This is a genomic window from Synechococcus sp. M16CYN (genome assembly GCF_040371545.1).
In the GTDB taxonomy this organism is placed as follows: domain Bacteria; phylum Cyanobacteriota; class Cyanobacteriia; order PCC-6307; family Cyanobiaceae; genus Parasynechococcus.
The window spans coordinates 1,610,653-1,633,120 of record NZ_AP029048.1; the positions used below are offsets into that span (position 1 = coordinate 1,610,653).

Below are 22,468 nucleotides of genomic sequence, written 5' to 3' on the forward strand. Positions count from 1 at the left end.
CGGTCAGAGGGTCGGCTTAGCGCCCAGCACAATGGGATCTTTTTGGGGATGCAATGGCCGACGTTTCTGGCCTGCTACTAAACGATTCAGGGCATTCACAAATGCCATAGCTGTTGCCACAACTACGTCTGTATCTGCGGCATGACCAGAATATAAGGAACTATCATGCCGCAAACGAATGGTAACTTCGCCCATAGCATCAATGCCTTCGGTTACCGATTTCACGGAAAACTCAACCAAGTTATTTGGAATATCAGCGAGCAAATTCAAGGCATGGCACACTGCGTCAACGGGTCCCGTCCCAACAGCGGAGATGGTGTTCTCACCACCCTCCTCATCCGCTAAAGTTACCGTAGCTGTCGGCCGTGAGCTGCTACCACAGCTCACCTGTACAAATTTAAGTTGAAAACGGGCCTCTGGCTGTTGTACCTGATCGCTTACAATTGCCTCAAGATCTCGATCGGTGATCTCGCGTTTGCGATCCGCTAACTCCTTAAATCGAGCAAAGGCTTCATCAAGGTCGTCGCGTGCAAGGCAGTAGCCTAACTCTTCCAAGCGAGCTCGCATCGCACTCCGACCGCTAAGTTTGCCTAGAGAGATACGACTATCCTTTAAACCTACGGTGCACGCGTCGATAATTTCATAAGTGAGCCGATTTTTCAGTACTCCATCTTGATGGATGCCCGACTCATGAGCGAAGGCATTAGCCCCCACAATGGCCTTGTTGGGTTGCACCACCATGCCAGTGAGATTAGAGACCAGCCTTGAAGTTTTAGTGAGTTCTTTCGTGTGCACAGCAGTGAGAGGTGTGGGACTGTTTTCGTTTCGACCTAAGAATGGATTGAAGTAGCGACGGCGCACATGCATTACCATCACGAGCTCCTCTAATGAGGCATTGCCAGCCCGTTCTCCAATACCGTTGATGGTGCATTCCAGCTGACGTGCACCGTTTTTAATGGCCTCAAGGAAGTTGGCAACGGCCAACCCGAGGTCATTGTGGCCATGCACAGAAATCACTGCTTCACCAATATTGGAAACATGCTGATTTATTCCAGCGATTAAGGTACCGAATTCCGATGGAGTGGTGTATCCAACTGTGTCGGGAATGTTGATTGTAGTAGCACCAGCCGCTATAGCAGCTTCGATTACCTCGTAAAGAAACTCTGGATCAGTACGTACAGCGTCTTCACAAGAAAACTCGACGTCTTCAATCAATGAGCGTGCATAGCTGACCATATCAGGAACAATTGCAAGTACATCTTTGCGGCTTTTGCACAATTTGTGCTCGAGGTGAATGTCACTGGTAGCGATAAATGTGTGAATCCGTCGCCACGGTGCCGGAGCAACGGCATCTGCACAAGCCTTGATGTCGGCCCTCGAAGCACGGGCCAAACCGCAAATGATTGGACCGTGCTCACCACCTACCTGCTGAGCAATCCGTTGCACAGCAGCGAAGTCGCCGGCACTGGCAAAGGGAAAACCTGCCTCTATTACATCAACACCCAGACGCGCCAGCTGTTTGGCAATGGCAAGCTTCTCCTCCAAATTGAGGCCAGCCCCTGGCGACTGCTCACCATCACGAAGGGTGGTGTCAAAAATCAGAACGCGACCCGGATCTTTTGCCATGACGACGCTCCGTCGACAGTTTTGGTCGAAGTAAGCATTGGATCAACAATCGTAGTCGAGATAGTTCAATTATTCCCAAACACTCGACCATGTACAAGAATCAGACTAGATTTAGCTGCCACTCGGGCTGATTTGTGACCAAAGGCGCTGTCGCCCTGGTTTTGCACGCCCATCTGCCTTACGTCCGTTCGGCGGAGCCTGGGTCTTTGGAGGAAGATTGGTTTTTTCAGGCTTTGGTTGAGTCTTACCTCCCTTTGCTGGAAACTCTTGAACAAGCGGCTAACGATCCGGTTTGCCAAGCAAAGCTGACAATTAGTCTTTCACCCACCCTGCTCACGTTGTTTAGCGCATCGGATTTGAAGCAGCGTTTTCCGATATGGCTGGACCAGCGTCTGAACCTACTACCTAAGGCTGACCCAAGCCTTAGAAATGCTGCCGACCAATTGGCTTATACATTTCAACGACATTTGGCCTCTTGGATAGCCTGCGCCGGTGATTTGATTGGACGTTTTGCGACACTGCAATGCCAAGGAGTGGTGGATTTACTCACCTGTGGGGCCACCCACGGTTATCTTCCCCTTTTGCGCCAGCCTCCAGAAGCGGTACGAGGGCAATTACGTACATCAGTGCGCGAACACCAACGCTTGATTGGTGAACGGCCTCTTGGCATCTGGCTACCAGAGTGTGCCTATTACGAAGGACTAGATCATTGGATTCGAGATGCTGGGCTTCGCTATGCGGTGCTAGACGCCCATGGCCTGCTTTATGGCCAACCCCGACCACGCTACGGAGTGTATGCACCGATCTGCAGCCGTAAGGGCGTGGCGTTTTTTGGTCGGGATAGCAAAGCCACACTGCCGGTATGGTCGGCTAGAGACGGCTATCCAGGAGACCCCAACTATCGAGAATTTCATCGAGATTTGGGGTGGGACTTACCTATTGAACAACTTGCACCCCTGGGACTTAATGAATCACGCCCCCTCAGTCTGAAATTGCATAGAGTCACTAACTATAGTGCACCGTTAGATAAAAAGCAGCCTTACAATCCTGTTATTGCTGCCGAACGAGTAAAACAACACGCGCTCGAATATCTAAAAGGACGATGTCAACAGCTCGATCAACTCGAAACAATTATGGACGTTGCTCCGCTGCTTGTAGCGCCATTTGATGCTGAACTCTTTGGCCATTGGTGGTTTGAAGGACCAGCTTTTTTGGGCGAGTTACTATGTCAAAGCCATAAAGAAGGAGTCAGTTTTACTCGACTGTGTGATGTTTTAAACAGCAGTGAGCAATTGCAACTCTGTGATCCTTGTCCATCCAGCTGGGGACAAGGGGGTTATCACAATTATTGGCTCAACGATAGTAACTCCTGGGTAATTCCTCAATGGGAGAAGGCTGCTGCCGCTATGGTGTTGCGCTGCAGTCGAGGCGTTGCCCGTGAAACTGATCTAGCTCTACTTAAGCAGGCAGCCCGTGAGCTCCTTCTCGCTCAATCCTCGGATTGGAGCTTTATTCTGCGATCCGGCACTACCACAAAGTTGGCTAAAAAACGGATCGAGCGTCATCTCGGCCGCTTTTGGCGCTTAATGGATGCTATGGATGGCAATGACATCTTGCCAGGCGGATGGTTAAAACAGGTTCAAAATGATGACAATATTTTCCCATTAATACAACCTCTAGACTGGAATCAGTTACCAACACAATCAGACTAATAGCGAGAGAGCAAATTCAGGCTTTTTTAATAAAAGATCTATTTTTCCTATAATGACCAACGCAAACTATTAAGATAGACGAGCTGAAATCGAATGTCTATCTTTGGCATTTTTCTGTCGTATTTTGTTGCGATATAAATTTTTTAGCTTTCATTAAAATATTATTCAGTCAAGAATTTATTTAAAATTACCAGATTCATTTATATCAGCTCTAAACCTAAGATATTATTGATACTAGCCACGAAGACCAACAACTTGCTTCTTGCAAGTAGATTAATAAATATTTTCCGTAATCTTTGGCTAGTATCATAATAAACTGAGCTATAAAAATAATTATGTTAATTAACAATATTCAATCTACTATTGTTAATTAATCAAAAAATTTATAATATTTATCTCGTAATTTGTTATAGCAGTAGAACTATCAAAACACGACTTTTTAATTTAAAGAAAAGTAGTTTCAATATTTTTGTTTTCAAATTAATTATAGTTTAGAGGTTAACTGAGCTAAACTTTTAATAATAAAAGCAGATCTACTAACTCAGTAACAAATTAAGGAGGTATATCTTTTGATAAAAGTAATACTTTTGTAATTATTTCTTTTAATAAAAACTACTCTATTCTCTAAAGATAGTATTGTTTTATTTTCAGTAATACTAAAAACACAACTTAAATTTTTATTATTAATAAACTAATAATATATTTTAGGTCTGGATTTATTATATTTATAATGAATAAATAATGATACTACTTAAATAAAAACATAAGAAGCCAATGTTTAATTTTTATATGTAATTTTATTACTTTTGTGATTAAAAATACCGCATTTTCTGCACAAACAAGAATTGCTGTAACCCTAAGATAATTCTATCTAATACTTTTCTCTCTGTCATAAAGTTGATCAATATATGCTATTTCGAATCTTTACTTATTTTATGGTTTAAATGTAAAAATATAATGTTTACCGATAACCAAAATTTTTTATTTTTGAATTGCTGAGTATATAACTTAACTTGAATCATATTATCTATGCATTCTTACAATTGTACTGAAATAATTAAATATATAAGATATTAATTTATCTTCTAACACCAACACAACCTTCAAGAAATTGCTAATTAGTGATATATAAACACCACTGTAAGGCGGTTTGTAGTAATTTGCAATCTATTTCTTTAATAAGGGTATTGCTAATAGTTTAACACATGTCGGCTATCATAAATTGACGGTTCATATATAAAATGATTACTATACACAACCTGAAGCTTTCAATATATATTTTCTTGGTTTTTAATCTCAGACAACTACTCCGAGAGAGAATCTCGATTGTTCCTTGCTACATCTAATTACTGAGAAAGAGATATATTAATTAAAGTTGATCTTCTAGTGTGAAGGCTTCCCACCAAGCACTAATCCTCGTCGTACATCCCAAGGTGAAATTATAAAGAGGTGCAGCATCACTTTCATCAGCTGTGGTAGAGATAGCGTGTTAGTAAGAAAACCATTCCAATCCTTCTGGGGCAGCTGAAAGAAGCTGGTGAAGTGTCGGCGCAACATAGTTTCATCGAAATCCATCAATCGGTTTAAGCCAAATTGAAACAGCCGATGGCGTAGTACTAATTCAGTAGGCCAAAGAGCCTGCCAACCCTGACGTACCAAAACGGCCGATTTAAGAGAGGGTTGTTGTTTCAGTGCCGCAGCCAATACGTCTGCTAATCCAGGCCCACGTCTTAACAATGACCCCACCATGTAGCCCGACGCTGGGTGCACCATGCTTGCAGCACCACCAAACGCCAATACCGGCTGTTTAAAGTCTGGCAACGGTAAATTCATTGGAAATAGGCAGTGCTCTTCTTCGATCACCTCTATGATTGCGACGCCAGATTTGGCTAATCGTTGCTTTAGCCGTTGTTTCAACACGGTTTCCGACACCGCTGGTGCCGAGGCTAATGAAGTCTCCTCTAAGAAAAACAACCCCTTGCCAAAGTCCATCGCATACAAAAAAGTGGGTGTCTTATTGCGTTGCTCGGCAGTCAGGTGATCGCAGCGAAAATCCATTAGTACAAATTGTCCTGACTTCACCGGAGGCTTACTGAAGCGACCTACCACGCCATAGGCGGCTTGTTTAGCTATCGGTTTCTGGTTTGGTCGGTTAATATGGGGTGTACAATGACCTGAGGCATCAATCACCATTCGTGCCTGGTGACGTTTACCGGAAATACCCACCACTATGCTGTAATCAGAGTCCACGTCAATGCGGTCAGCGCTATCCTGGTGCCAGGTCATGCCAGCACTGCGGCTTAACCAGTACCGCTGCAGCTTGGCACAACTGAAGAGACCATAATCAATGCCATGGTTAGTAGGCTGATCTTCCGTGTTGGAACCTCCGGCACCAAAAAAGCTCACTGTGTTTTTCCAGCGGTGCTCTAACAAGGACTCAAGCCCTAAAGACTCAAGCTCATTTACCCAAATCCCGTAGGTGTTAGTCCACGGCACGTCGACTGGATTTGATGCCATGCCTTGCACTGCAACACCACGTTGGATCAGCTCCGAGGCGATACAGAGAGCAGCAGGACCGCCCCCGATAACCAACACATCGATGCAATCGACCAAGGTCAGTCCTCACCAGACTCAGGTGAATTGTTTGCAAGCGCCTTAAAGTCGGCAGATCTCGTCATTGCCTCGTCGCTTTCACTTTCTGGGGGAACCAGTACTACTTCTGATAGGCGATCGCCCTTATCCAAGCGCTGTAATCGAACGCCGGTGGCTGCTCGAGATTGCTGTGGGATAGCATCAGATCCGGTGCGAACAATCACGCCCTTTTCGCTCACTAGAAGCAATTCTTCCCCGGCACCTAACACGCGTAAACCCACTAACTCATCGGCATCGGTGCGGAATTTCATAGCCCGCAATCCCATACCCGCTCGTTTTTGTAAACGAAATTGAGTCACTGGAACTCGTTTGCCAAGACCAGAAGCTGATGCTACTAACACCCATGGACCTTCGACTGCAACAGTATCGCTCGGTTCATTACTACCACTTGTCTCCTCGGCACTAGCTGCAATTTGGTCGGCCAGTTCTGTCGGCAACACGTCCATACTCACCAGACTGTCTCCCTTGCGCAGATTCATCGCCCGCACACCACGGGCCGTCCGGCCCAGGGGGCGAAGCTCGCCATCAACAAGGCGAAAGTGAATCGTCATTCCGGTTTTTGAACCAATCAACACGCTGTCTCCCGGAATGGATAGCCGCACCCAGGCCAGTGCATCGCCATCTTCCAAACCGATGGCGATTAAGCCGTTGGAACGAATGTTACTGAAAGCTGAAAGACAGGTGCGTTTGATGAATCCCCCCTGGGTAAGCATCAACAAATCAGCATCATCGTTGAACTCTGATACAGCCAAGAGCGAGGTGATCGCTTCTTGCCTCGGGATTGGTAGCAGCTGCACTACGGGTGTACCCCTAGCTGCACGGCTGCACTGCGGCACCCGGTAGGCCGGCAGGGCGTATGCCACGCCTCGATAACTAAATAACAACAACGTATCGTGATCGTTACAACCAATGAACAGCTTCACCGCTTCTTCGTCTTGACCGCGAGTGCCTGATTTGCCCCGAGTTCCTCTGTTGGTGGCTTCGAATTCACTCACTGGCATTCGCTTAAGGTAGCCAGCCTCTGTAAGTAGCACCACTGAACGCTCATTGGCGATCAGATCAATGTCCTCTAAACCACCCGCCAGATCCAGAATTTCAGTACGGCGTGGCACACCATGACGCTCCCGCAGTTGGTTCAGTTCCCCCTGAATGATTTTAGATATCCGCTCCCGACAGTCGAGGATGTCTTTGTAGTCCGCAATCCTAGTAACAAGATTTTCATGTTCTAGACGAACCTTGTCGGCCTCGAGAGCTGTTAAACGCCTGAGCTGCATTTGCAAAATGGCGTCAGCCTGCATAGCGGTGAGACCGTGATAGTTTTGTAGTTGCGTGCGCGCCATCGCCACATCAGGTGCGGCACGAACTAAAGCGATTATCGGATCCAGTTGATCTAGTGCTAACAATAAACCTAGCAAAATTTGATCTCGTTCCTCCGCTTTACGCAGTAGATGGCGGGTGCGTCGTTCGATTGTCTCGATGCGAAAATCGAGGAAAACCTGAAGCATCTTGCGCAAGGTGAGCAAAACTGGTTCACCATTTACCAGTGCTAACATTTGGGCACTGAAATTACTTTGTAAAGGCGTAAGCTTGAACAGATTGTTGAGTACCACCTGCGGGTAAGCATCCCGACGCAATTCCACGACAATTCTCATGCCGTTGCGGTCGCTTTCATCCCGAATATCTGAAATACCCTCAAGCTTCTTGTCATTTACCATCTCAGCAATTCGTTCAATTAACGCCGCTTTATTGGTCTGATACGGTAGTGCCGTAATGATAACGGCGTCCCGACTGGGACGTCCTGGTGTTTCAATAGCCTCAATCTCAGCAACGCCGCGCATCGTTACAGAACCGCGGCCACTTAGATAAGTTTCACGAATTCCGGTACGGCCCAAAATCTGACCACCCGTTGGGAAGTCAGGACCGGGGATCAGAACCATTAACTTCTGATCAATGATTTCCGGGTTGCTGATCAGCGCTAGCAGGCCATCGATTAATTCACTAAGGTTGTGGGGAGGAATATTGGTCGCCATACCCACAGCGATGCCCGCAGATCCGTTCAGTAGTAGTTGCGGAATCCGTGCCGGAAGCACCGTCGGCTCTTGTTGAGAACCATCAAAGTTGTCGGCATAATCAACGGTTTCAGCTTCAATGTCCTCCAGTAGGCTGTCTGTGGTCAGTGCCTGGAGCCGCGATTCTGTGTATCGCATGGCTGCCGGCGGATCATTGTCCACCGAGCCAAAGTTGCCATGACCGTCAATTAAGGGCATTGACATCGAGAAGTCTTGAGCCATTCGGACCAGGGCGTCGTAGACAGCCGTGTCACCATGTGGGTGGTACTTACCCAGTACTTCGCCCACTACTCGAGCACATTTACGATAGGGGCGATCACTGGTTAAACCCAGTTCGTACATTGCATACAAAATGCGCCGATGTACCGGCTTTAGGCCGTCTCGGGCATCGGGCAGTGCCCGACCCACGATCACACTCATCGCGTACTCCATATAGGAGCGCGACATCTCATTGCGTAGATCTGTTTGGATAATCCGTCCGTCGGAATCGCCAGGACCGCCGCCTCCGGGTCCCACAGAATCCGCCATAGATGACTCGTTTGCCTTGCCTTAATTTTATCGCGTGCCCAGGTTTTGGCTTAAGAAACACCGATAAGCTGCCGGCTAGTTTTTAGCCGGTGATGATGGAACCGTCCGACGATCCTCGTCAGGTCACCGATGGTGCAGAAAATGCTCCAAGCCCGGCCGTTGAGCCCGTTTCGCCATCTTTTCCAACCACCAGGATCGATCCTATTCCTCCGGTCGATACAAAACCCGCATCCGATACAACACCTGTCCCTATGGCAGCAGATGCTGCAGTGGATGCTCTACTCACGGCTGAAACGGTACCCGATCCGATGATCGCTACTACCGTTACCATCCCTGCTCAAAAAAATGGCGTTGAAGATGTTGGAGAGTGGGGGCTGCTGAGCGAAAAGGTAAAAACCTGGATCGACGCTGAGGGGTTTAGCGCGCTTTGGGTGCAGGCGCAGCTCCCGCTACGTGTAGTTGGCGGTTTGATACTTTTCATGCTCTTGAGTACGGTTTATAACGGTATTCTCGGCATCATCAGCAAGGTTCCACTCGCCCCCGGGCTGCTTGAACTAACGGGCTTGATATGGTTGGCGGTCTATGCCCGCCGCAACCTTGTTCGCAGTAGCGATCGCAAGCAGGTTGCTGATACCTTCGTTGCTACTTGGAACAAGGTTGTGGGCCATTGAACACGAATCTAATCATCCCGAATTGGTAGCTTGAGCTGACTTTATCGAAAGTCGCGCGGTGGACATTCAGCTCGGTCGCTCCAAAACAGTTCGCCGGGCCTACGGAATTGATGAAATTGCTCTAGTTCCAGGTAGTCGCACTGTCGATCCGGATATCACCGATACGCGTTGGAGCCTCGGTGGAATTACTAGAGAGATTCCAATCATTGCTAGCGCCATGGATAGCGTGGTAGACGTTGCAATGGCTGTGCGTCTATCCCAACTAGGTGCCCTTGGTGTTCTTAACCTTGAAGGGGTTCAAACTCGTTATGAAGATCCCAATGCTGTTTTAGATCGCATTGCCGCCGTTGGAAAAACAGAGTTTGTTCCGCTGATGCAGGAGATTTATATCCAACCAATTCAAGAACGTCTGATCCACAAACGGGTTCAAGACATTAAATCCCAAGGTGGCGTTGCTGCCGTCAGCGGTACTCCCGTAGCGGCGATGCGTTTTGGTAAAACCATTGCCGAAGCAGGTGCAGACCTATTCTTCGTACAAGCGACGGTGGTTTCTACAAAGCACATCAGCCCTAAGGGTCAAGACACCCTAAACCTGGAGGAGTTATGCCGAGACATGCGTGTGCCGGTAGTAGTTGGCAACTGCGTAACCTATGACGTTGCTCTGCAGCTCATGCGAGCCGGGGCTGCTGGCGTGATGGTCGGAATCGGTCCTGGGGCCGCCTGCACCTCGCGCGGTGTGCTCGGTGTTGGCATCCCACAAGCAACTGCTGTAGCTGACTGTGCGGCAGCACGAGCCGACTATCACAAAGAAAGTGCCCGTTATGTGCCCATCGTTGCTGATGGCGGTATCGTCACTGGCGGCGACATCTGTAAGTGCATTTGCTGTGGTGCCGATGCGGTAATGATTGGATCACCCATCGCTCGAGCCAATGAAGCACCCGGACGTGGCTTTCATTGGGGTATGGCCACCCCCAGCCCTATTTTACCCCGTGGTACCCGCATTAATGTGGGCAGCACCGGAAGCATTGAGCATATTCTCAGGGGTCCCGCCAAATTCGATGATGGCACTCATAACCTGCTCGGATGTTTAAAAACTTCGATGGGTACACTCGGGGCTTGCACAATTTCAGAAATGCAAACCGTTGAAGTGGTAGTAGCTCCTTCTCTGCTTACGGAAGGAAAGGTGTACCAAAAAGCTCAACATCTTGGAATGGGCAAGTAAGGGGAGTTAACCTGAAGGAGTGTGCGGGCTAACAAGGCCCACACACTCCTCACACTCCTGGCTCGACACGTTCGAGCTTTCATTCTTTAATTCGATAGCTCAAGCAACCATCACAGATCTCGTCGCTCTGATCATTTTTAGTCATTAAGAGGGGAAGCGTTGCTAGGTTCGGTTCACATTTTTTGACCCAGTATGTCGAGCGCTACAGCTGTCACCGACGCTTCTTTCGAACAAGACGTTCTCCAGAACGACGTGCCGGTTTTGGTGGACTTCTGGGCCCCTTGGTGTGGTCCTTGCCGGATGGTGGCTCCTATTGTGGAAGAGATCGCCACGGAATTTGATGGTCAAATAAAAGTGTTCAAGCTCAATACCGATGAAAATCCAAACGTGGCTAGCCAGTACGGGATTCGCAGCATCCCAACCCTGATGGTTTTCAAGGGCGGTCAAAAAGTTGATACAGTCGTCGGCGCTGTTCCTAAAGCAACTTTATCGGGCAAAATCTCCAAATACCTTTAAGGACCTAACTCTCACTACATGATGAGTAGTAGGTTAAGCCGACGGCTCGGCATCGTTGATTATGGCGTGGGCAATCTCCACTCTGTGGGTAAGGCCCTTGAGCGGTTAGGAGAACCAGCTGTCCTCGTTCAAAGTCATAACGATTTAGTCGGTCTAGAAGCTCTCATCCTTCCAGGTGTTGGTTCATTTGGTCCAGCAATGGATAGCCTTTATTCCACAGGCTTAGTCCCCTACCTCAGAGCCTGGGGAGAGGCAAATCGTCCTATACTTGGAATCTGCTTGGGTTTACAACTACTATTCGAGTACAGTGCCGAAGATGAAAAGGAAGGATTAGGAATTTTTCAAGGATCTGTAGAACGTCTTCCCCACCAAATAGATGAACGGGTCCCTCATATGGGCTGGGCACCTCTGAGGGTTCGGCGCAGTTGCCCGCTGCTAAGCGACGATGGCGCCGCTCCATGGGTGTATTTTGTACATAGTTATGTTGCTGTTCCACGTAATGCAGCTGTTCTTGCAGCAACTGTTAACTACGGTACATCTACGGTGACAGCGGTAGTGTGGAGCGGGCGCGTTGGTGCCTGTCAATTTCATCCCGAAAAATCATCGTCCGCTGGTGAAGCGATATTGAAGCGCTGGCTGCACTGGCTGTATCAAAGCGCGGGATCTTATCTTTGAGGAAATCTGCTCAACTACGGCTGACGGGCGGCAGACGTTTATTGAGTCCAGCAGGCTGCGATATCCGTCCCACAACGGCTCGCGTTCGCGAAGCAGTGATGAGCATCCTCGGATCAAGACTCAACGGCTGTTATTGGCTAGATCTTTGCAGCGGTAGTGGCGTGATGGGTTGCGAAGCCTTACAGCGGGGAGCCCGCGGAGTTGTTGCGATAGAGAAAAACCCAGCATGTGCTCGCATCTGTACAAAAAACCTACAAACAGTGGCGGAAAGCCTCAAACCAAAACCTCGCATCCGAGTAGTGCGAAAGAACGTAGTAAGCTGGCTCAGACAGTGCCGAACAAAACAACCGTTCAACATAGTTTACTTCGACCCGCCTTATAAAAGCGACTTGTATAGCCAAGTAGCCGTACACCTCAGCCACGGCTGTTGGCTTGACCAAGACGCACTTCTCGTCTGTGAACACAGCTCCTCCAAATCCCCAGAGCTAAATAAGGATTGGGTCGTGATGGATCAGCGAAAATACGGAGCTAGTAGCTTGTTAATGCTCAGCCCCCGAGCGCACTTTCGCTCCGGCGATACTGATTCCATGCCGCCACAAACAGGCCTAAGAGCGTCACAGGAATTAAACCTAAGACAATGCCGCACAGTAGGGGTTCGATCATGACGTCACAATACCTATGAAGATTGAGCAGAATTCTGCCATTGTGCGCCTCCGCATCGTGATAGAAAGTTCATCAACGGTAGCTGAACAGTCGAAGGGTGCACGCCGATTAATTCCAGCGTTCGCGGTCTTTTTAGCAGCAGCCTGCATAATCCCACTGCTTTGGATACTGAACGATACCCGCCAGGATCCCTACGTACAAGCCAGCCTGGATCTCGAAGGTTCTGTCGAGCACGGAGGTCAACTGTTCCGTATCAACTGCGCAGGGTGCCATGGCTTAGTGGGTCAAGGCCTGGTGGGTCCAAAACTCGTTGGTATTACAGATCTTCACAAAGATCCTGTGCTTGTACATCAGATCATTAGTGGCGAGACTCCGCCAATGCCTAGCTTTCAAAGCGAACCACAATCGATGGCTGATCTTCTGGCCTACCTCCACAATCTGTCTTAAAAGTTGCCGCTGGAACACCCCTGTTGTGAATACTTTTCTGTGAAAACCGTCGTGGTACTGGTGGAACCAGTGGGCCCTCTCAACATAGGTAGCGTTGCGCGGCTTTGCGCTAACTTCAACGTTGACGAGCTGCGACTCGTGGCCCCCCGCTGCGATCATCTTAGCGATCCGGCCTTGCAGATGGCCGTCCATGGCAGAACAATTCTCTATGCAGCAGCACTCTACCCCGATTTGCTATCAGCGATCGGGGACTGTCGCCGCAGTGTGGCCGGTTGTGGGCGCACCGAGAACGGTGGCATCTTCTTACATTCCCCGGATTCGGCCCTCACCTGGTTGTTAGCTAGTCCTAGCCCACCCCAACCCCAACAAAAACCTGTAGCAGTGGTGTTTGGTCGAGAAGATCGCGGCCTCAGTAACGACGAATTACGCTTGTGTCAAAAGGTGCTGACTCTACACAGCAGCTCGAGTTACCCCTCGCTCAATCTTTCCCACTCAGTTGGGATTGTTCTACATGAACTGGCTCGCATCAGCGCCAATGGCCAATGCGCCACTAATCACGTTCTGTCACCTATGCCAGATCCAGCAGCGGCACCGGCTCTTGCTGCTTTGCTGGACGATGCCACTGATTTACTATTGGAGGCAGGATTTTTGTTGCAACACACCGCCCGTGCTCGCATGGGCAAAGTACGTAACCTCCTGCAGCGTGCCACCATTCGAGCCGAAGAAGTGGCTTTAATGCGGGGGATGGTTCGTCAACTGCGCTGGGCTATCCGCGCACATAGTTCCTAGTCTGAGCAAAGTAGTAGGCATTGGCGAGGTTGACTGATAGCCGACCGTCACAGCGCACCTTAGGCTGGAAACTGTCTGTATGTCTCATTACTCGACTAGTTCTAATCGGGATTGGTCTCGGGGTATTCAGTGGTTCCGCCTTGAAGTTGTTGGCCCCTCAGGTTCGCCAGCAGCGCTTGGCACTGCCAAAGTGGCTAACCCAACAACCCCAAGTTACCGATGGCGAGGGGCAAGGCAGTAATACATTCAAAATTAAAGCTGCGGTGCCTTCATTTGTACAACTGAACCAAGGGCTCTCCCAACTACCTTTTGCTCCCCGTCAAGAAATCACGGAGCTCTCTCAACGTTGGCAACAACAAGCCGAGCAACAGCCCGACCTACAGGTGAGTGCTTATATGTTGATTCTCGACAACGGTCGATACGCCCAAATCCATGCAGATCGACCGATGCCCGCGGCAAGTTCTATCAAGACCCCAATTCTTCTTGCAGTTCTTGAGCTCATAGATCAAGGCACACTGCAATGGAATGAGCCGCTTACTCTCACCAAAGAGTTGGTTGGAGGTGGAGCCGGGTGGATGGCCTTACGTCCCCTTGGCAGCCGTTTTCCCACTTATGAAGTGGTAACCGAAATGATCCGAGTGAGCGACAATTCCGCCACTAACCTGATAATTGCTAGGTTCGGCGGAAAAGAGCGCATCAACGCTCGTTTTCAAGAGCTGAATTTACCTTCTACGGTAGTGAACAACTGGCTTCCAGATCTCGATGGTACTAATACCACCAGTGCTCGCGACCTTAGCCGCACTATTGCTTTGGTGGATAGCGGAGAAAGTCTTGGAATACGAAGCCGTGATTTGTTTCGCGAAGCAATGGCATCGTCTGTGACGAACACCCTCTTACCAACGGGTTTAATGCAAGGCTTAGGAGGCGCTCAGGGAGTGCCCGACAGTAACCTTGCTCGCAAGGGCTACCGTGTGTTGAATAAAACCGGAGATATAGGAATCGCTTACGCTGACGCCGGATTAATTGAATTGCCGGACGGACGACGGGCCGTAGCAGGATTTTTGGTGAAAGGACCCTTCAATGACCCCCGCTCGACTGAAATGATTCGCCAACTGGCTGCAGCCATGGCCCCGCATCTGAGACCAAAGCCGGTACCCCTCAGGCCATGACATCCTCTTGCCCAAGCTTACCAGCATTGCTTGCGGCGACCCTAACTTCGTCAAGCTTGCTCTGCGTAGTCCCAACTGAATCTGCTACGACAGCTCCAGTTGACGTAATAGTGCGCTCACAAGATGTACGTCCACTACCGGGAGGTCTTGATACCATATTAATGATAAATGACAATAATCCAGAGTTAATTAAAAACGACGGAATCCTGCTTTCCACGTTTCCAAATGGCGGAGAGGCTTCGATTCCCGTTTGCCTCAATGGACGCTTCGATCTATTTAGTCATCATGTGTACGCCGGGGATATAAAGGCTGGTCCGAAATCGACTCTCTGGTTAGCACTGCTGGCAGCCCCGCTCGAGAATCGACCTGTTACTATCACTATGCTGGAGGGAAGCACATCCCTTTCCCGGGCTACGCAACCGGGCCAGACCGAAGCGCCCTTTTTACCTCTTCCCTCTATCGTTCGGGAAAATACCGAGGTGATTGCCTCAGGTCCGGGTAGCCGTGTAGCTGGCGATCTTTTGGCGGGCAGACAAGCTGCAGAACTCACTCCCCAAAGCTGGATAATGCAACCTGGAGCTCTTACCCAACTTCTTCTTTTACCGATTCCGATTGCTGGACTCGATCCCCTCTTGAATGGTCGAAATTTGCAGTTGCGCTTGCACAGCTCTGATCCCGTTGCTGTCGCCATTCTTGCAGCTCACAGCAACGGGGATAACCCTCCGAACAATCGAGCACTGCAGATTTTACTCGGTAAGGGAAAACTGAGTGTGAAAGAACACCAACCGACGCCCCGTGGTAGCTGGGGAAAGCTGATCTATTCCCGAGTAAGCGGTGTTCAGATTGGAAGTCGGTGGCAAGCCAATATTACCGATCCTGGTAGCACCGTACTCAACGCCCCAACTGTGCCAATCTCTTGGCCTATCAGCAGCCTGGAGCGCGCTACCCTAGCCACTGGACAGGTGCAGACTTCCAAGTTAAAGAGTTTTTATCCTGGTACTGCCTGGGCTGCTCACGGCAACTACGGGGTGGAATATGATATCGAGATGCCTTTGCGCAACAACGGCACTAAATCAGTGACTGTACAGCTATCCCTTGATTCTCCCTTAAAAGGAAACACCGACACATCATCACTCTGGTTTAGAAGCGACCGGACCGGACCAGTGATGTTCCGGGGCCCGCTGCAGATTCGTGGTCTTGATGCAATAGATGGCAGTCCGCTTGGTCATCAAATCGTGCACCTGGTTTTGCATCAAGGCCAACAAGGTCCCTCTTTGGGTCGGGTAAACCTCAAACCCGGAGAGCAAAAGCAAGTTCGCGTCCGGTTTATTTATCCCGCTGATGCAACGCCACCCCAGGTCTTGACCGTGCAGCCTGTGGAACAACCCTTAGCACACCAGAGGTAGACCGTGAATGAACCCCGGAAGCGCAGGGTTTTCCCCTTCACTGCGGTGATTGGTCAAGAAGAAATGAGACTGGCGCTTCTACTCAATGTGATCGACCCACGGATTGGTGGCGTAATGATCATGGGTGACCGTGGCACAGGTAAGTCCACCACGATCCGTGGGTTGGCAGACTTGCTACCCGACATTGAAGTTGTTGCCGGGGATCCGTACAACAGCTCCGCTACAGATCCAGACCTACAGAGTAGTGAGGTATGCGAGCGCTTGCAACGGAACGAGACTCTGATTATCGAGCCGCGACAGGTTCCGATGGTTGATCTGCCCCTCGGCGCTACCGAAGATCGTCTTTGTGGAACGATTGATATTGAAAAAGCCTTGAGCGAAGGTGTACGAGCCTTTGAACCAGGTCTTTTAGCGAAAGCCAATCGAGGTTTTCTCTACGTTGATGAGGTTAATCTGCTGGATGATCATCTCGTCGACGTGCTACTCGATTCCGCCGCCTCAGGCTGGAATACCGTGGAGCGTGAGGGGGTATCGGTGCGACACCCGGCTCGTTTTGTTCTGATTGGCTCCGGCAACCCTGAGGAAGGCGAACTGCGACCACAGTTGCTCGATCGTTTTGGAATGAGCGTGGAAGTGCGCACTGTCCGTGATCCAGAACTTCGCGTTCAAGTGGTGGAACAACGCACGGCTTTCGATAATGATCCAGACGGCTTCAGCAATGCCGTCAACGGAAATCAATTTGCACTTCAACAGCGGATTGTAGACGCGCAACAACGGCTTAACCAAGTGAGCATTGACGACGACCTTCGCCTTCGCATTTCGGCTGTCTGCAGTGAGCTAGATGTAGATGGCTTAAGGGGAGATATAGTTACTAACCGTGCAGCTCGGGCACTAGCTGCCTTTGAAAGTCGAACGGAGGTAAACGAAGAACAAATAGCGCGTGTCGCGTCTTGTTGTCTCCGCCACCGCCTTCGTAAGGATCCTCTTGAACAAATAGATTCAGGTGATCGGGTGGTGAAGGTGTTCTGCCAAGTATTTGAACGTGATGGAAGCAACGATTGCACTGATTTCAAACTCGCCCTCACCGCTTAATCGGGTTTATGAAGATCCTCGGTATCGACCCAGGCTTAGCTCGTGTTGGCTATGGTATAATCGACGCCAATAGCGGTGAGCGACGCATTCTCGATTGTGGCATAATTAGCACCGAAGCGGGCCATTCCGAAGGAGATCGTATGGTGGTGATCACATCAGATCTCCGTAAGCTCATCCGCACCTGGAAACCAGAGCTTGCAGCAGTAGAGAAATTCTTCTTCTATCGCTCCAGCACCACCATCAGTGTTGTACAAGCTCGAGGAGTAGTGATGATGACACTGGCGCGATTTAAGGTGCCCGTGGTAGAACTTTCGCCAATGCAAATCAAGCTTGCCCTTACCGGATTTGGCCATGCCGAAAAAGATAAGGTTACTAAGGCCGTGATGCGGGAACTGGGTCTTAGTAATCCTCCTACGCCCGACGACGCTGCCGATGCCCTCGCTACTGCTTTAACCGGTTGGTTTCAACGATAAATTAAAATTGACAAATGAATTATAATAGCATTATATTTCTTCAGTTTAATTTTACCCTCGTAATTAATTGAGCTGAGAGTGGGGGCTGCAGCAGATATAACAACAATTGCTTTTAAAAGGTAGTATAGATGAGCATTAGTTATTGTTTATACCATTAAAGTAATAGCCGCTATTCAGAAATTAGCAAATATTCACCAGGGCAAAACCTATACTGACGCGAGTCATTATAAGTAATCGCATGAACACAGTTAAAGAAGTTTTTCTCTGTCTCTAACCTTGAGTTAGTTTAAAGACTAACTAGACTACATATATGCTTCTGCCTTTAGATCGGTTTTAAATAGATAAATACTTTTTAGTTATAACAAAGAAATAGTGTTGAAATAATAACTAATTTAAAATAAGAATTATACATGATAACTCAAGATTATTTACGTTCTTTAGATATCTCAATCTCTAATCCCTTAATCTAGAATATTTGTACTTAATAAAATATTTAAGTATATTACTTAGTCATAAAAACATTCGTTACTGTAAGAAAATAGGTTAAGAATTCAACCGATACTTGAATTGACAAAAGTAGCAAAAAGCCACTAAATAACTGAATTACTAAAAATTTAATAAAACACTAGGTGCTTTTTGAGATTACGGCTTAGTACTTTGATTTTTATCTATTATTCAATAGATAAAAATAGAGGTTGTAGTTAGTCTAAAGTTAACTAAAAAAATTGCTTGATTGCATAATCTTTTTATAAAAAATAATCTTTAACAATTATAAATATTTTTATATTAAATTTTGTTCTTATAGTAGAAGTGATCAGTACAGTATAAAGGCAAAAAGAGTATAAGTACTTTAATATTAATGTTATGCTTAATAATTGTAAAACATAAATTTAGATAGATAGCATATAGATGTTATATACTATATTCATATTATGAGTTTGTTATTTTAGAGTTAAAAAACAACCTTAAAGCTTTATAAGCATTGGAATTACATATAATATAGGCTGTTATAAGATTAAATATAAGCCTTTTGGAAGGCTCCCTTACTTAAAAACTATTTTTTGTTAGCTAGCATGCTGGCAATCAAATATTAAATTTTTTATCCCTAAGATGAAATCATTAACGAACTGACTTCATTAGAAAGCATGTCCAGTAAAGGGGCCATACATAAAATCCATTCAGACGCGCGGATCAAGACATGCTTTTATTGGTTTATTTGTTGACAAGTGTCGTCTAATACAAATATATTTTGCACATCAATAGTCTTCGATCCAATGCTGACAGGTTCTGACCTTCTTTCGAAAGTGAAGGATCTTGGCGATATTTCAAAGTCTGATTTGGTACGAGCTTGTGGATACGTATCTGAAAAGAAGGATGGCAGCGAACGTCTTAATTTCACTGCATTCTATGAAGCTTTACTTGACGCAAAAGGCGTTAACCTAACTGGCGGTGGAGCCGCAATTGGCAAAGGTGGCCGCAAACTGAGCTACATAGCCAAGGTTCAAGGCAACGGCAATCTACTGATAGGCAAGGCTTACACCACCATGTTGAATTTAGAACCAGGCGATGAGTTTGAAATTAAACTCGGTAAAAAGGCAATTCGCCTTCTTCCTACGGGCGCAGCTGCAACCCATAGCGAAGGTGCCGAAGGCGTTGAAGAGTGACTAGATATGATAACCTAGCCAATACTTAAAAAATGCGCCAGCCCTACCATCGCAACAGAATCTTAATTTACGAGGGACAACCATCGGAATTACTGACACAATGCAAATTAAGTATCGATAAGCTAAAGCTCCATCTAATAAGACCATCGATGTTTAAGCCTGATCGAATTCACTGAGAGTAGGTTGATTTCTCCGTAAATGACATTCGATAACAGCCGTAAGTTTATTCGATCGCTTCTGAGATTGAGCCGTGGTTAATAAATCAACTCTTCGTCGCTATTATCGATATCAACGTTACGGACACCGCAATTTATCAGCTTTAATCTGTCAAGCAGTGCTTTGCTGGCTAGAGGCAAATGCCAGTACTTGGGATGACGCTATCATTGGCTTATACTGGCCTCTTGCCGGTGAGGTAGATCTACAACCGCTGCGCGACTATCTTAGTAACCCTGTCGCGCTTCCAATCACTGATGGGTATGGGTCGATTCGGTACAGGATTTGGGATGATCAACCTCTAGTTAAGGATGGCTGTGGAATCCCAGCACCATCCGCCGGTCTTGACCTTAATCCACGTCAGATCGGCTTGCTATTGGTACCGGCGCTGGCTGTTGATTTCTCCGGGATTCGGCTAGGATACGGAGGCGGCTACTACGATCGGCTACGGTCTGATCCTCTCTGGGCTGTAATACCGGCGTGGGTGATTTTACCCTCAGCTTGCATTTGTTCTAACCCCTTACCTCGGGACAGCTGGGATATTCCGTTCAACGGATGGATCAGTGAACAGGGACCCAGCTTGGCCCTAGCCTCCAGCCTAAGCTAAAACTTATCCGCTACTCTAAACGTGTTTTCTTTGTACTTGGTATTCTAGAGGTCTCAGCCTAATTAAAACCCACGTTCTATATGCTCGTGAGATTAGAAGCGTTCCTCAATAATCTCAACAAAGAACTTAGTTGAAATAGCAGCTCCTCGATAATGAAGCCATCTAAAACGCGAAATTCCTTTCCCTTCACGCGATTCTGATCGGTGACCTTGACCAAACCTAGGCCGTACTGAGTCATTTCAGCCGGTGCACCTTTGATCTCTATAACGTGCAAACGTCGCTGCAGACGCCACAAACAGATAGTGGCCCCGTCTATCTCTGCTACCTGAGAATTGCACATATACGGTAGTTCATGTGAATCCTGATGAGTCGATTTCTTGACCGCCGAGCCTGATGCTTGTAAGAGTCCTGGTTAGCGTGCATGTCGTGATAACTAATCGGCTGCGATGATCACCAGTACCGGCAGTGAAGCTCTCGACCGGATCGTGGAACGGCTGGGGAACACGACCGATCCAAAGCGTCGTTACGAATACGTACTCTGGCTCGCGAAAAAGCTGACTCCTTTGCCTGCGGACCAGCAGACTGACGATACGAAAGTGAAAGGGTGTGTTTCTCAGGTGTTTGTCCGCGGCACCCTCAACCAGGGTGTCATGCGCTGGCAAGGCGATTCTGACGCCTTGATTACTAAGGGATTACTAGCTCTTCTTATTCAAGGGTTGGATGGTCTAACACCCCCACAAGTACAAGCTGTTGATCCGGGATTCATCGCTGCCACAGGCCTTCAAACCAGCCTGACTCCTTCCCGTGCCAATGGTTTTCTCAACATTCTGCGAGTTATGCAAGAGCAGGCTCGACAACTTGACAAAGAAACGGTACCTATGGGTTAGTCGTGGATTAATTAGGGTTATTAACGCTTATGCCATAAGGGATTAAAAAAGAATGGGTTCAGGGCTTGGAATTGGTCTACTCGGTTTAGGAACAGTTGGCGGTGGTGTGGCCTCGATCCTGCAGAACCCAAATGAACGTCATCCACTGGTGGCAGATCTGCGGCTGATACGGGTCGCTGTGCAAGATTTGAAACGGCCACGATCTGTGGAGCTTCCTATCGAGCTTTTCACCACCGATCCATTCAAGGTGGTCAACGACCCTACCGTCGATGTGGTAGTGGAACTCATCGGTGGAATTGAGCCGGCTCGCAGCTTGATTTTACAAGCGATTGCCAAAGGAAAATCCATCGTGACTGCAAACAAAGCAGTGATTGCCCGGCATGGTCAAGAGATTGCAGATGCAGCTGCTAAAGCCGGTGTTTACGTACTGATCGAAGCGGCCGTTGGCGGTGGTATTCCAATCATCGAGCCCCTGAAGCAATCTCTGGGTGGAAACCGAATTAACCGCGTTAGCGGCATCATCAATGGCACCACAAGTTATATCCTCACCCGTATGGTTAATGAAGGCGCTGCGTACGAGAGCGCTCTCGAGGATGCCCAAAATCTGGGTTACGCTGAGGCGAATCCAGCAGCGGATGTTGATGGTATTGACGCCGCTGATAAAATCGCCATATTGGCTGCGCTTGCTTTTGGTGGCAGTGTTGATCGCAGCAATATACCCACTACCGGCATTAGCCACCTAAAAGGTCGGGATATGGATTGTGCCAGCCAACTCGGATATAGCGTGAAACTGCTTGCCGTGGCGGAGCGCATGAAAGAGTCGGCAGAGCCGTTGCCCTTGTCGCTTCGTGTCCAACCTACCCTAATCCCCAACGATCATCCGTTGGCAGGGGTCAACGGAGTAAATAACGCAATCCTCGTGGAAGGTGACCCGATTGGCCAGGTCATGTTCTACGGACCAGGTGCAGGAGCAGGACCAACAGCCTCAGCCGTCGTGGCAGACATTCTCAATATAGCCGGAATCCGTCAGGCAGGCAAGATGGAAAATCGTGTCGACCCTCTTTTGGCAGCGAGCAGCTGGCGTAACTGCGTTCTAGTGGATCAAAGTAAAATCCGCCAATGCCACTACTTACGTTTTTGTACACAGGACACCCCAGGTGTGATAGGTCGCATTGGCGGCTGTTTCGGAGAGCAAGGAGTGTCGATTCAATCCATCATCCAACTTAATGCTAATAAGGCGAATGCCGAGATAGTTGTGATTACCCACGAAGTGAGCCAAAGCAAGATGGAAGCAGCCACCAAGGCTATTGAAGCTCTGCCTGAGGTTATCAACCTTGCGGCGCATCTTGGCTGTCTCTAAACCCAAACCGAAGTCACCTAGCTAGCT

At 48.2% G+C, this 22,468-nt stretch carries 20 protein-coding genes and 1 pseudogene; 16 read left to right on the plus strand and 5 right to left on the minus strand.

Features of this window, described 5'->3' with window-relative positions; all coding sequences use genetic code 11:
* Nucleotides 1–3: 3 nt before the first annotated feature.
* The gene (locus ABWV55_RS07710; RefSeq protein WP_353291508.1) at nucleotides 4–1,626 is read right to left on the minus strand and encodes a 2-isopropylmalate synthase; all 1,623 of its coding nucleotides are present in this window, start codon (nucleotides 1,624–1,626) and stop codon (nucleotides 4–6) included.
* Between the two features lie 134 nt (nucleotides 1,627–1,760).
* Here ABWV55_RS07710 and ABWV55_RS07715 point away from each other — a divergent pair, with 134 nt between their 5' ends.
* Entirely contained in the window at nucleotides 1,761–3,338 is a 1,578-nt protein-coding gene (locus ABWV55_RS07715) for a 1,4-alpha-glucan branching protein domain-containing protein (protein WP_353291509.1), read from the plus strand.
* Between the two features lie 1,383 nt (nucleotides 3,339–4,721).
* On the opposite strand, the gene crtL is transcribed toward ABWV55_RS07715, so the two are convergent.
* Both crtL and gyrA read right to left on the minus strand, forming a co-directional pair.
* A complete protein-coding gene (crtL, locus tag ABWV55_RS07720) occupies nucleotides 4,722–5,951 on the minus strand; it encodes a lycopene beta cyclase (RefSeq protein ID WP_353291510.1) in 1,230 nt (409 codons plus the stop codon).
* Between the two features lie 2 nt (nucleotides 5,952–5,953).
* Nucleotides 5,954–8,587 (minus strand): DNA gyrase subunit A, encoded by a 2,634-nt coding sequence (gene gyrA / locus ABWV55_RS07725; protein ID WP_353291511.1) that lies wholly within the window; start codon nucleotides 8,585–8,587, stop codon nucleotides 5,954–5,956.
* A 92-nt stretch (nucleotides 8,588–8,679) separates the two neighbouring features.
* Between gyrA and ABWV55_RS07730 the strand changes: the two genes are divergently transcribed.
* The 5 genes and pseudogenes from ABWV55_RS07730 to rsmD form a co-directional block, all read left to right on the plus strand.
* Nucleotides 8,680–9,258 carry a CAAD domain-containing protein gene (locus ABWV55_RS07730; RefSeq protein WP_353291512.1) on the plus strand — a complete coding sequence of 193 codons (579 nt, stop codon included), beginning with the start codon at nucleotides 8,680–8,682 and terminating at the stop codon, nucleotides 9,256–9,258.
* A 58-nt stretch (nucleotides 9,259–9,316) separates the two neighbouring features.
* A complete protein-coding gene (locus ABWV55_RS07735) occupies nucleotides 9,317–10,480 on the plus strand; it encodes a GuaB3 family IMP dehydrogenase-related protein (RefSeq protein WP_353291513.1) in 1,164 nt (387 codons plus the stop codon).
* Between the two features lie 192 nt (nucleotides 10,481–10,672).
* Nucleotides 10,673–10,996: a thioredoxin gene (gene trxA, locus ABWV55_RS07740; RefSeq protein ID WP_353291514.1), complete on the plus strand. Its 324-nt coding sequence runs from the start codon at nucleotides 10,673–10,675 to the stop codon at nucleotides 10,994–10,996.
* Nucleotides 10,997–11,014: 18 nt separating this feature from the next.
* A complete protein-coding gene (gene hisH / locus ABWV55_RS07745) occupies nucleotides 11,015–11,671 on the plus strand; it encodes an imidazole glycerol phosphate synthase subunit HisH (protein ID WP_353291515.1) in 657 nt (218 codons plus the stop codon).
* A pseudogene (gene rsmD / locus ABWV55_RS07750) lies at nucleotides 11,668–12,204 on the plus strand (16S rRNA (guanine(966)-N(2))-methyltransferase RsmD); the annotation flags it as partial. The gene hisH and the pseudogene rsmD, both read left to right, overlap by 4 nt.
* Before the next feature lie 13 nt (nucleotides 12,205–12,217).
* On the opposite strand, the gene petG reads toward rsmD, so the two are convergent.
* A complete protein-coding gene (gene petG, locus ABWV55_RS07755) occupies nucleotides 12,218–12,334 on the minus strand; it encodes a cytochrome b6-f complex subunit V (RefSeq protein WP_353292692.1) in 117 nt (38 codons plus the stop codon).
* A gap of 15 nt (nucleotides 12,335–12,349) precedes the next feature.
* Between petG and ABWV55_RS07760 the strand changes: the two genes are divergently transcribed.
* The 8 genes from ABWV55_RS07760 (at nucleotide 12,350) to ABWV55_RS07795 (ending at nucleotide 20,194) form a co-directional block, all read left to right on the plus strand.
* Nucleotides 12,350–12,781 (plus strand): cytochrome c, encoded by a 432-nt coding sequence (locus ABWV55_RS07760; protein WP_353291516.1) that lies wholly within the window; start codon nucleotides 12,350–12,352, stop codon nucleotides 12,779–12,781.
* 39 nt (nucleotides 12,782–12,820) lie between these two features.
* Complete coding sequence (locus ABWV55_RS07765; protein WP_353291517.1) at nucleotides 12,821–13,570, plus strand: RNA methyltransferase; 750 nt, start codon at nucleotides 12,821–12,823, stop codon at nucleotides 13,568–13,570.
* A 29-nt stretch (nucleotides 13,571–13,599) separates the two neighbouring features.
* A complete protein-coding gene (locus tag ABWV55_RS07770) occupies nucleotides 13,600–14,739 on the plus strand; it encodes a serine hydrolase (RefSeq protein WP_353292693.1) in 1,140 nt (379 codons plus the stop codon).
* Nucleotides 14,736–16,145 carry a DUF3370 domain-containing protein gene (locus ABWV55_RS07775; RefSeq protein ID WP_353291518.1) on the plus strand — a complete coding sequence of 470 codons (1,410 nt, stop codon included), beginning with the start codon at nucleotides 14,736–14,738 and terminating at the stop codon, nucleotides 16,143–16,145. Before ABWV55_RS07770 ends, ABWV55_RS07775 begins: the two co-directional genes overlap by 4 nt.
* A 3-nt stretch (nucleotides 16,146–16,148) precedes the next feature.
* Nucleotides 16,149–17,237 carry a magnesium chelatase ATPase subunit I gene (gene bchI / locus ABWV55_RS07780; RefSeq protein WP_353291519.1) on the plus strand — a complete coding sequence of 363 codons (1,089 nt, stop codon included), beginning with the start codon at nucleotides 16,149–16,151 and terminating at the stop codon, nucleotides 17,235–17,237.
* Between the two features lie 8 nt (nucleotides 17,238–17,245).
* A complete protein-coding gene (gene ruvC, locus ABWV55_RS07785; protein WP_353291520.1) occupies nucleotides 17,246–17,710 on the plus strand; it encodes a crossover junction endodeoxyribonuclease RuvC in 465 nt (154 codons plus the stop codon).
* 1,274 nt (nucleotides 17,711–18,984) lie between these two features.
* Nucleotides 18,985–19,374, plus strand: coding sequence for an AbrB family transcriptional regulator (locus tag ABWV55_RS07790; protein WP_353291521.1), 390 nt, complete (start codon nucleotides 18,985–18,987; stop codon nucleotides 19,372–19,374).
* Between the two features lie 250 nt (nucleotides 19,375–19,624).
* Nucleotides 19,625–20,194, plus strand: coding sequence for a 5-formyltetrahydrofolate cyclo-ligase (locus ABWV55_RS07795; RefSeq protein ID WP_353291522.1), 570 nt, complete (start codon nucleotides 19,625–19,627; stop codon nucleotides 20,192–20,194).
* Nucleotides 20,195–20,270: 76 nt separating this feature from the next.
* On the opposite strand, the gene ABWV55_RS07800 is transcribed toward ABWV55_RS07795, so the two are convergent.
* Nucleotides 20,271–20,534, minus strand: coding sequence for a hypothetical protein (locus ABWV55_RS07800; RefSeq protein ID WP_353291523.1), 264 nt, complete (start codon nucleotides 20,532–20,534; stop codon nucleotides 20,271–20,273).
* Between the two features lie 106 nt (nucleotides 20,535–20,640).
* On the opposite strand from ABWV55_RS07800, the gene ABWV55_RS07805 reads away from it, so the two are divergent.
* Entirely contained in the window at nucleotides 20,641–21,081 is a 441-nt protein-coding gene (locus ABWV55_RS07805; RefSeq protein WP_353291524.1) for a SufE family protein, read from the plus strand.
* Between the two features lie 52 nt (nucleotides 21,082–21,133).
* Nucleotides 21,134–22,441: a homoserine dehydrogenase gene (locus ABWV55_RS07810; protein ID WP_353291525.1), complete on the plus strand. Its 1,308-nt coding sequence runs from the start codon at nucleotides 21,134–21,136 to the stop codon at nucleotides 22,439–22,441.
* The last annotated feature ends 27 nt before the right edge of the window (nucleotides 22,442–22,468 follow it).

Excerpts from the sequence above, each read along its gene's own strand:
- ABWV55_RS07800 (WP_353291523.1), bottom strand. The coding sequence starts at position 20,534 with ATGTGCAATTCTCAGGTAGCAGAGATAGACGGGGCCACTATCTGTTTG.
- ABWV55_RS07805 (WP_353291524.1), top strand. The coding sequence starts at position 20,641 with ATGATCACCAGTACCGGCAGTGAAGCTCTCGACCGGATCGTGGAACGG.
- ABWV55_RS07760 (WP_353291516.1), top strand. The coding sequence starts at position 12,350 with ATGAAGATTGAGCAGAATTCTGCCATTGTGCGCCTCCGCATCGTGATA.
- hisH (WP_353291515.1), top strand. The coding sequence starts at position 11,015 with ATGATGAGTAGTAGGTTAAGCCGACGGCTCGGCATCGTTGATTATGGC.
- gyrA (WP_353291511.1), bottom strand. The coding sequence starts at position 8,587 with ATGGCGGATTCTGTGGGACCCGGAGGCGGCGGTCCTGGCGATTCCGAC.
- ABWV55_RS07790 (WP_353291521.1), top strand. The coding sequence starts at position 18,985 with ATGCTGACAGGTTCTGACCTTCTTTCGAAAGTGAAGGATCTTGGCGAT.
- ABWV55_RS07710 (WP_353291508.1), bottom strand. The coding sequence starts at position 1,626 with ATGGCAAAAGATCCGGGTCGCGTTCTGATTTTTGACACCACCCTTCGT.
- ruvC (WP_353291520.1), top strand. The coding sequence starts at position 17,246 with ATGAAGATCCTCGGTATCGACCCAGGCTTAGCTCGTGTTGGCTATGGT.
- trxA (WP_353291514.1), top strand. The coding sequence starts at position 10,673 with ATGTCGAGCGCTACAGCTGTCACCGACGCTTCTTTCGAACAAGACGTT.
- ABWV55_RS07810 (WP_353291525.1), top strand. The coding sequence starts at position 21,134 with ATGGGTTCAGGGCTTGGAATTGGTCTACTCGGTTTAGGAACAGTTGGC.
- ABWV55_RS07730 (WP_353291512.1), top strand. The coding sequence starts at position 8,680 with ATGATGGAACCGTCCGACGATCCTCGTCAGGTCACCGATGGTGCAGAA.
- petG (WP_353292692.1), bottom strand. The coding sequence starts at position 12,334 with ATGATCGAACCCCTACTGTGCGGCATTGTCTTAGGTTTAATTCCTGTG.
- ABWV55_RS07775 (WP_353291518.1), top strand. The coding sequence starts at position 14,736 with ATGACATCCTCTTGCCCAAGCTTACCAGCATTGCTTGCGGCGACCCTA.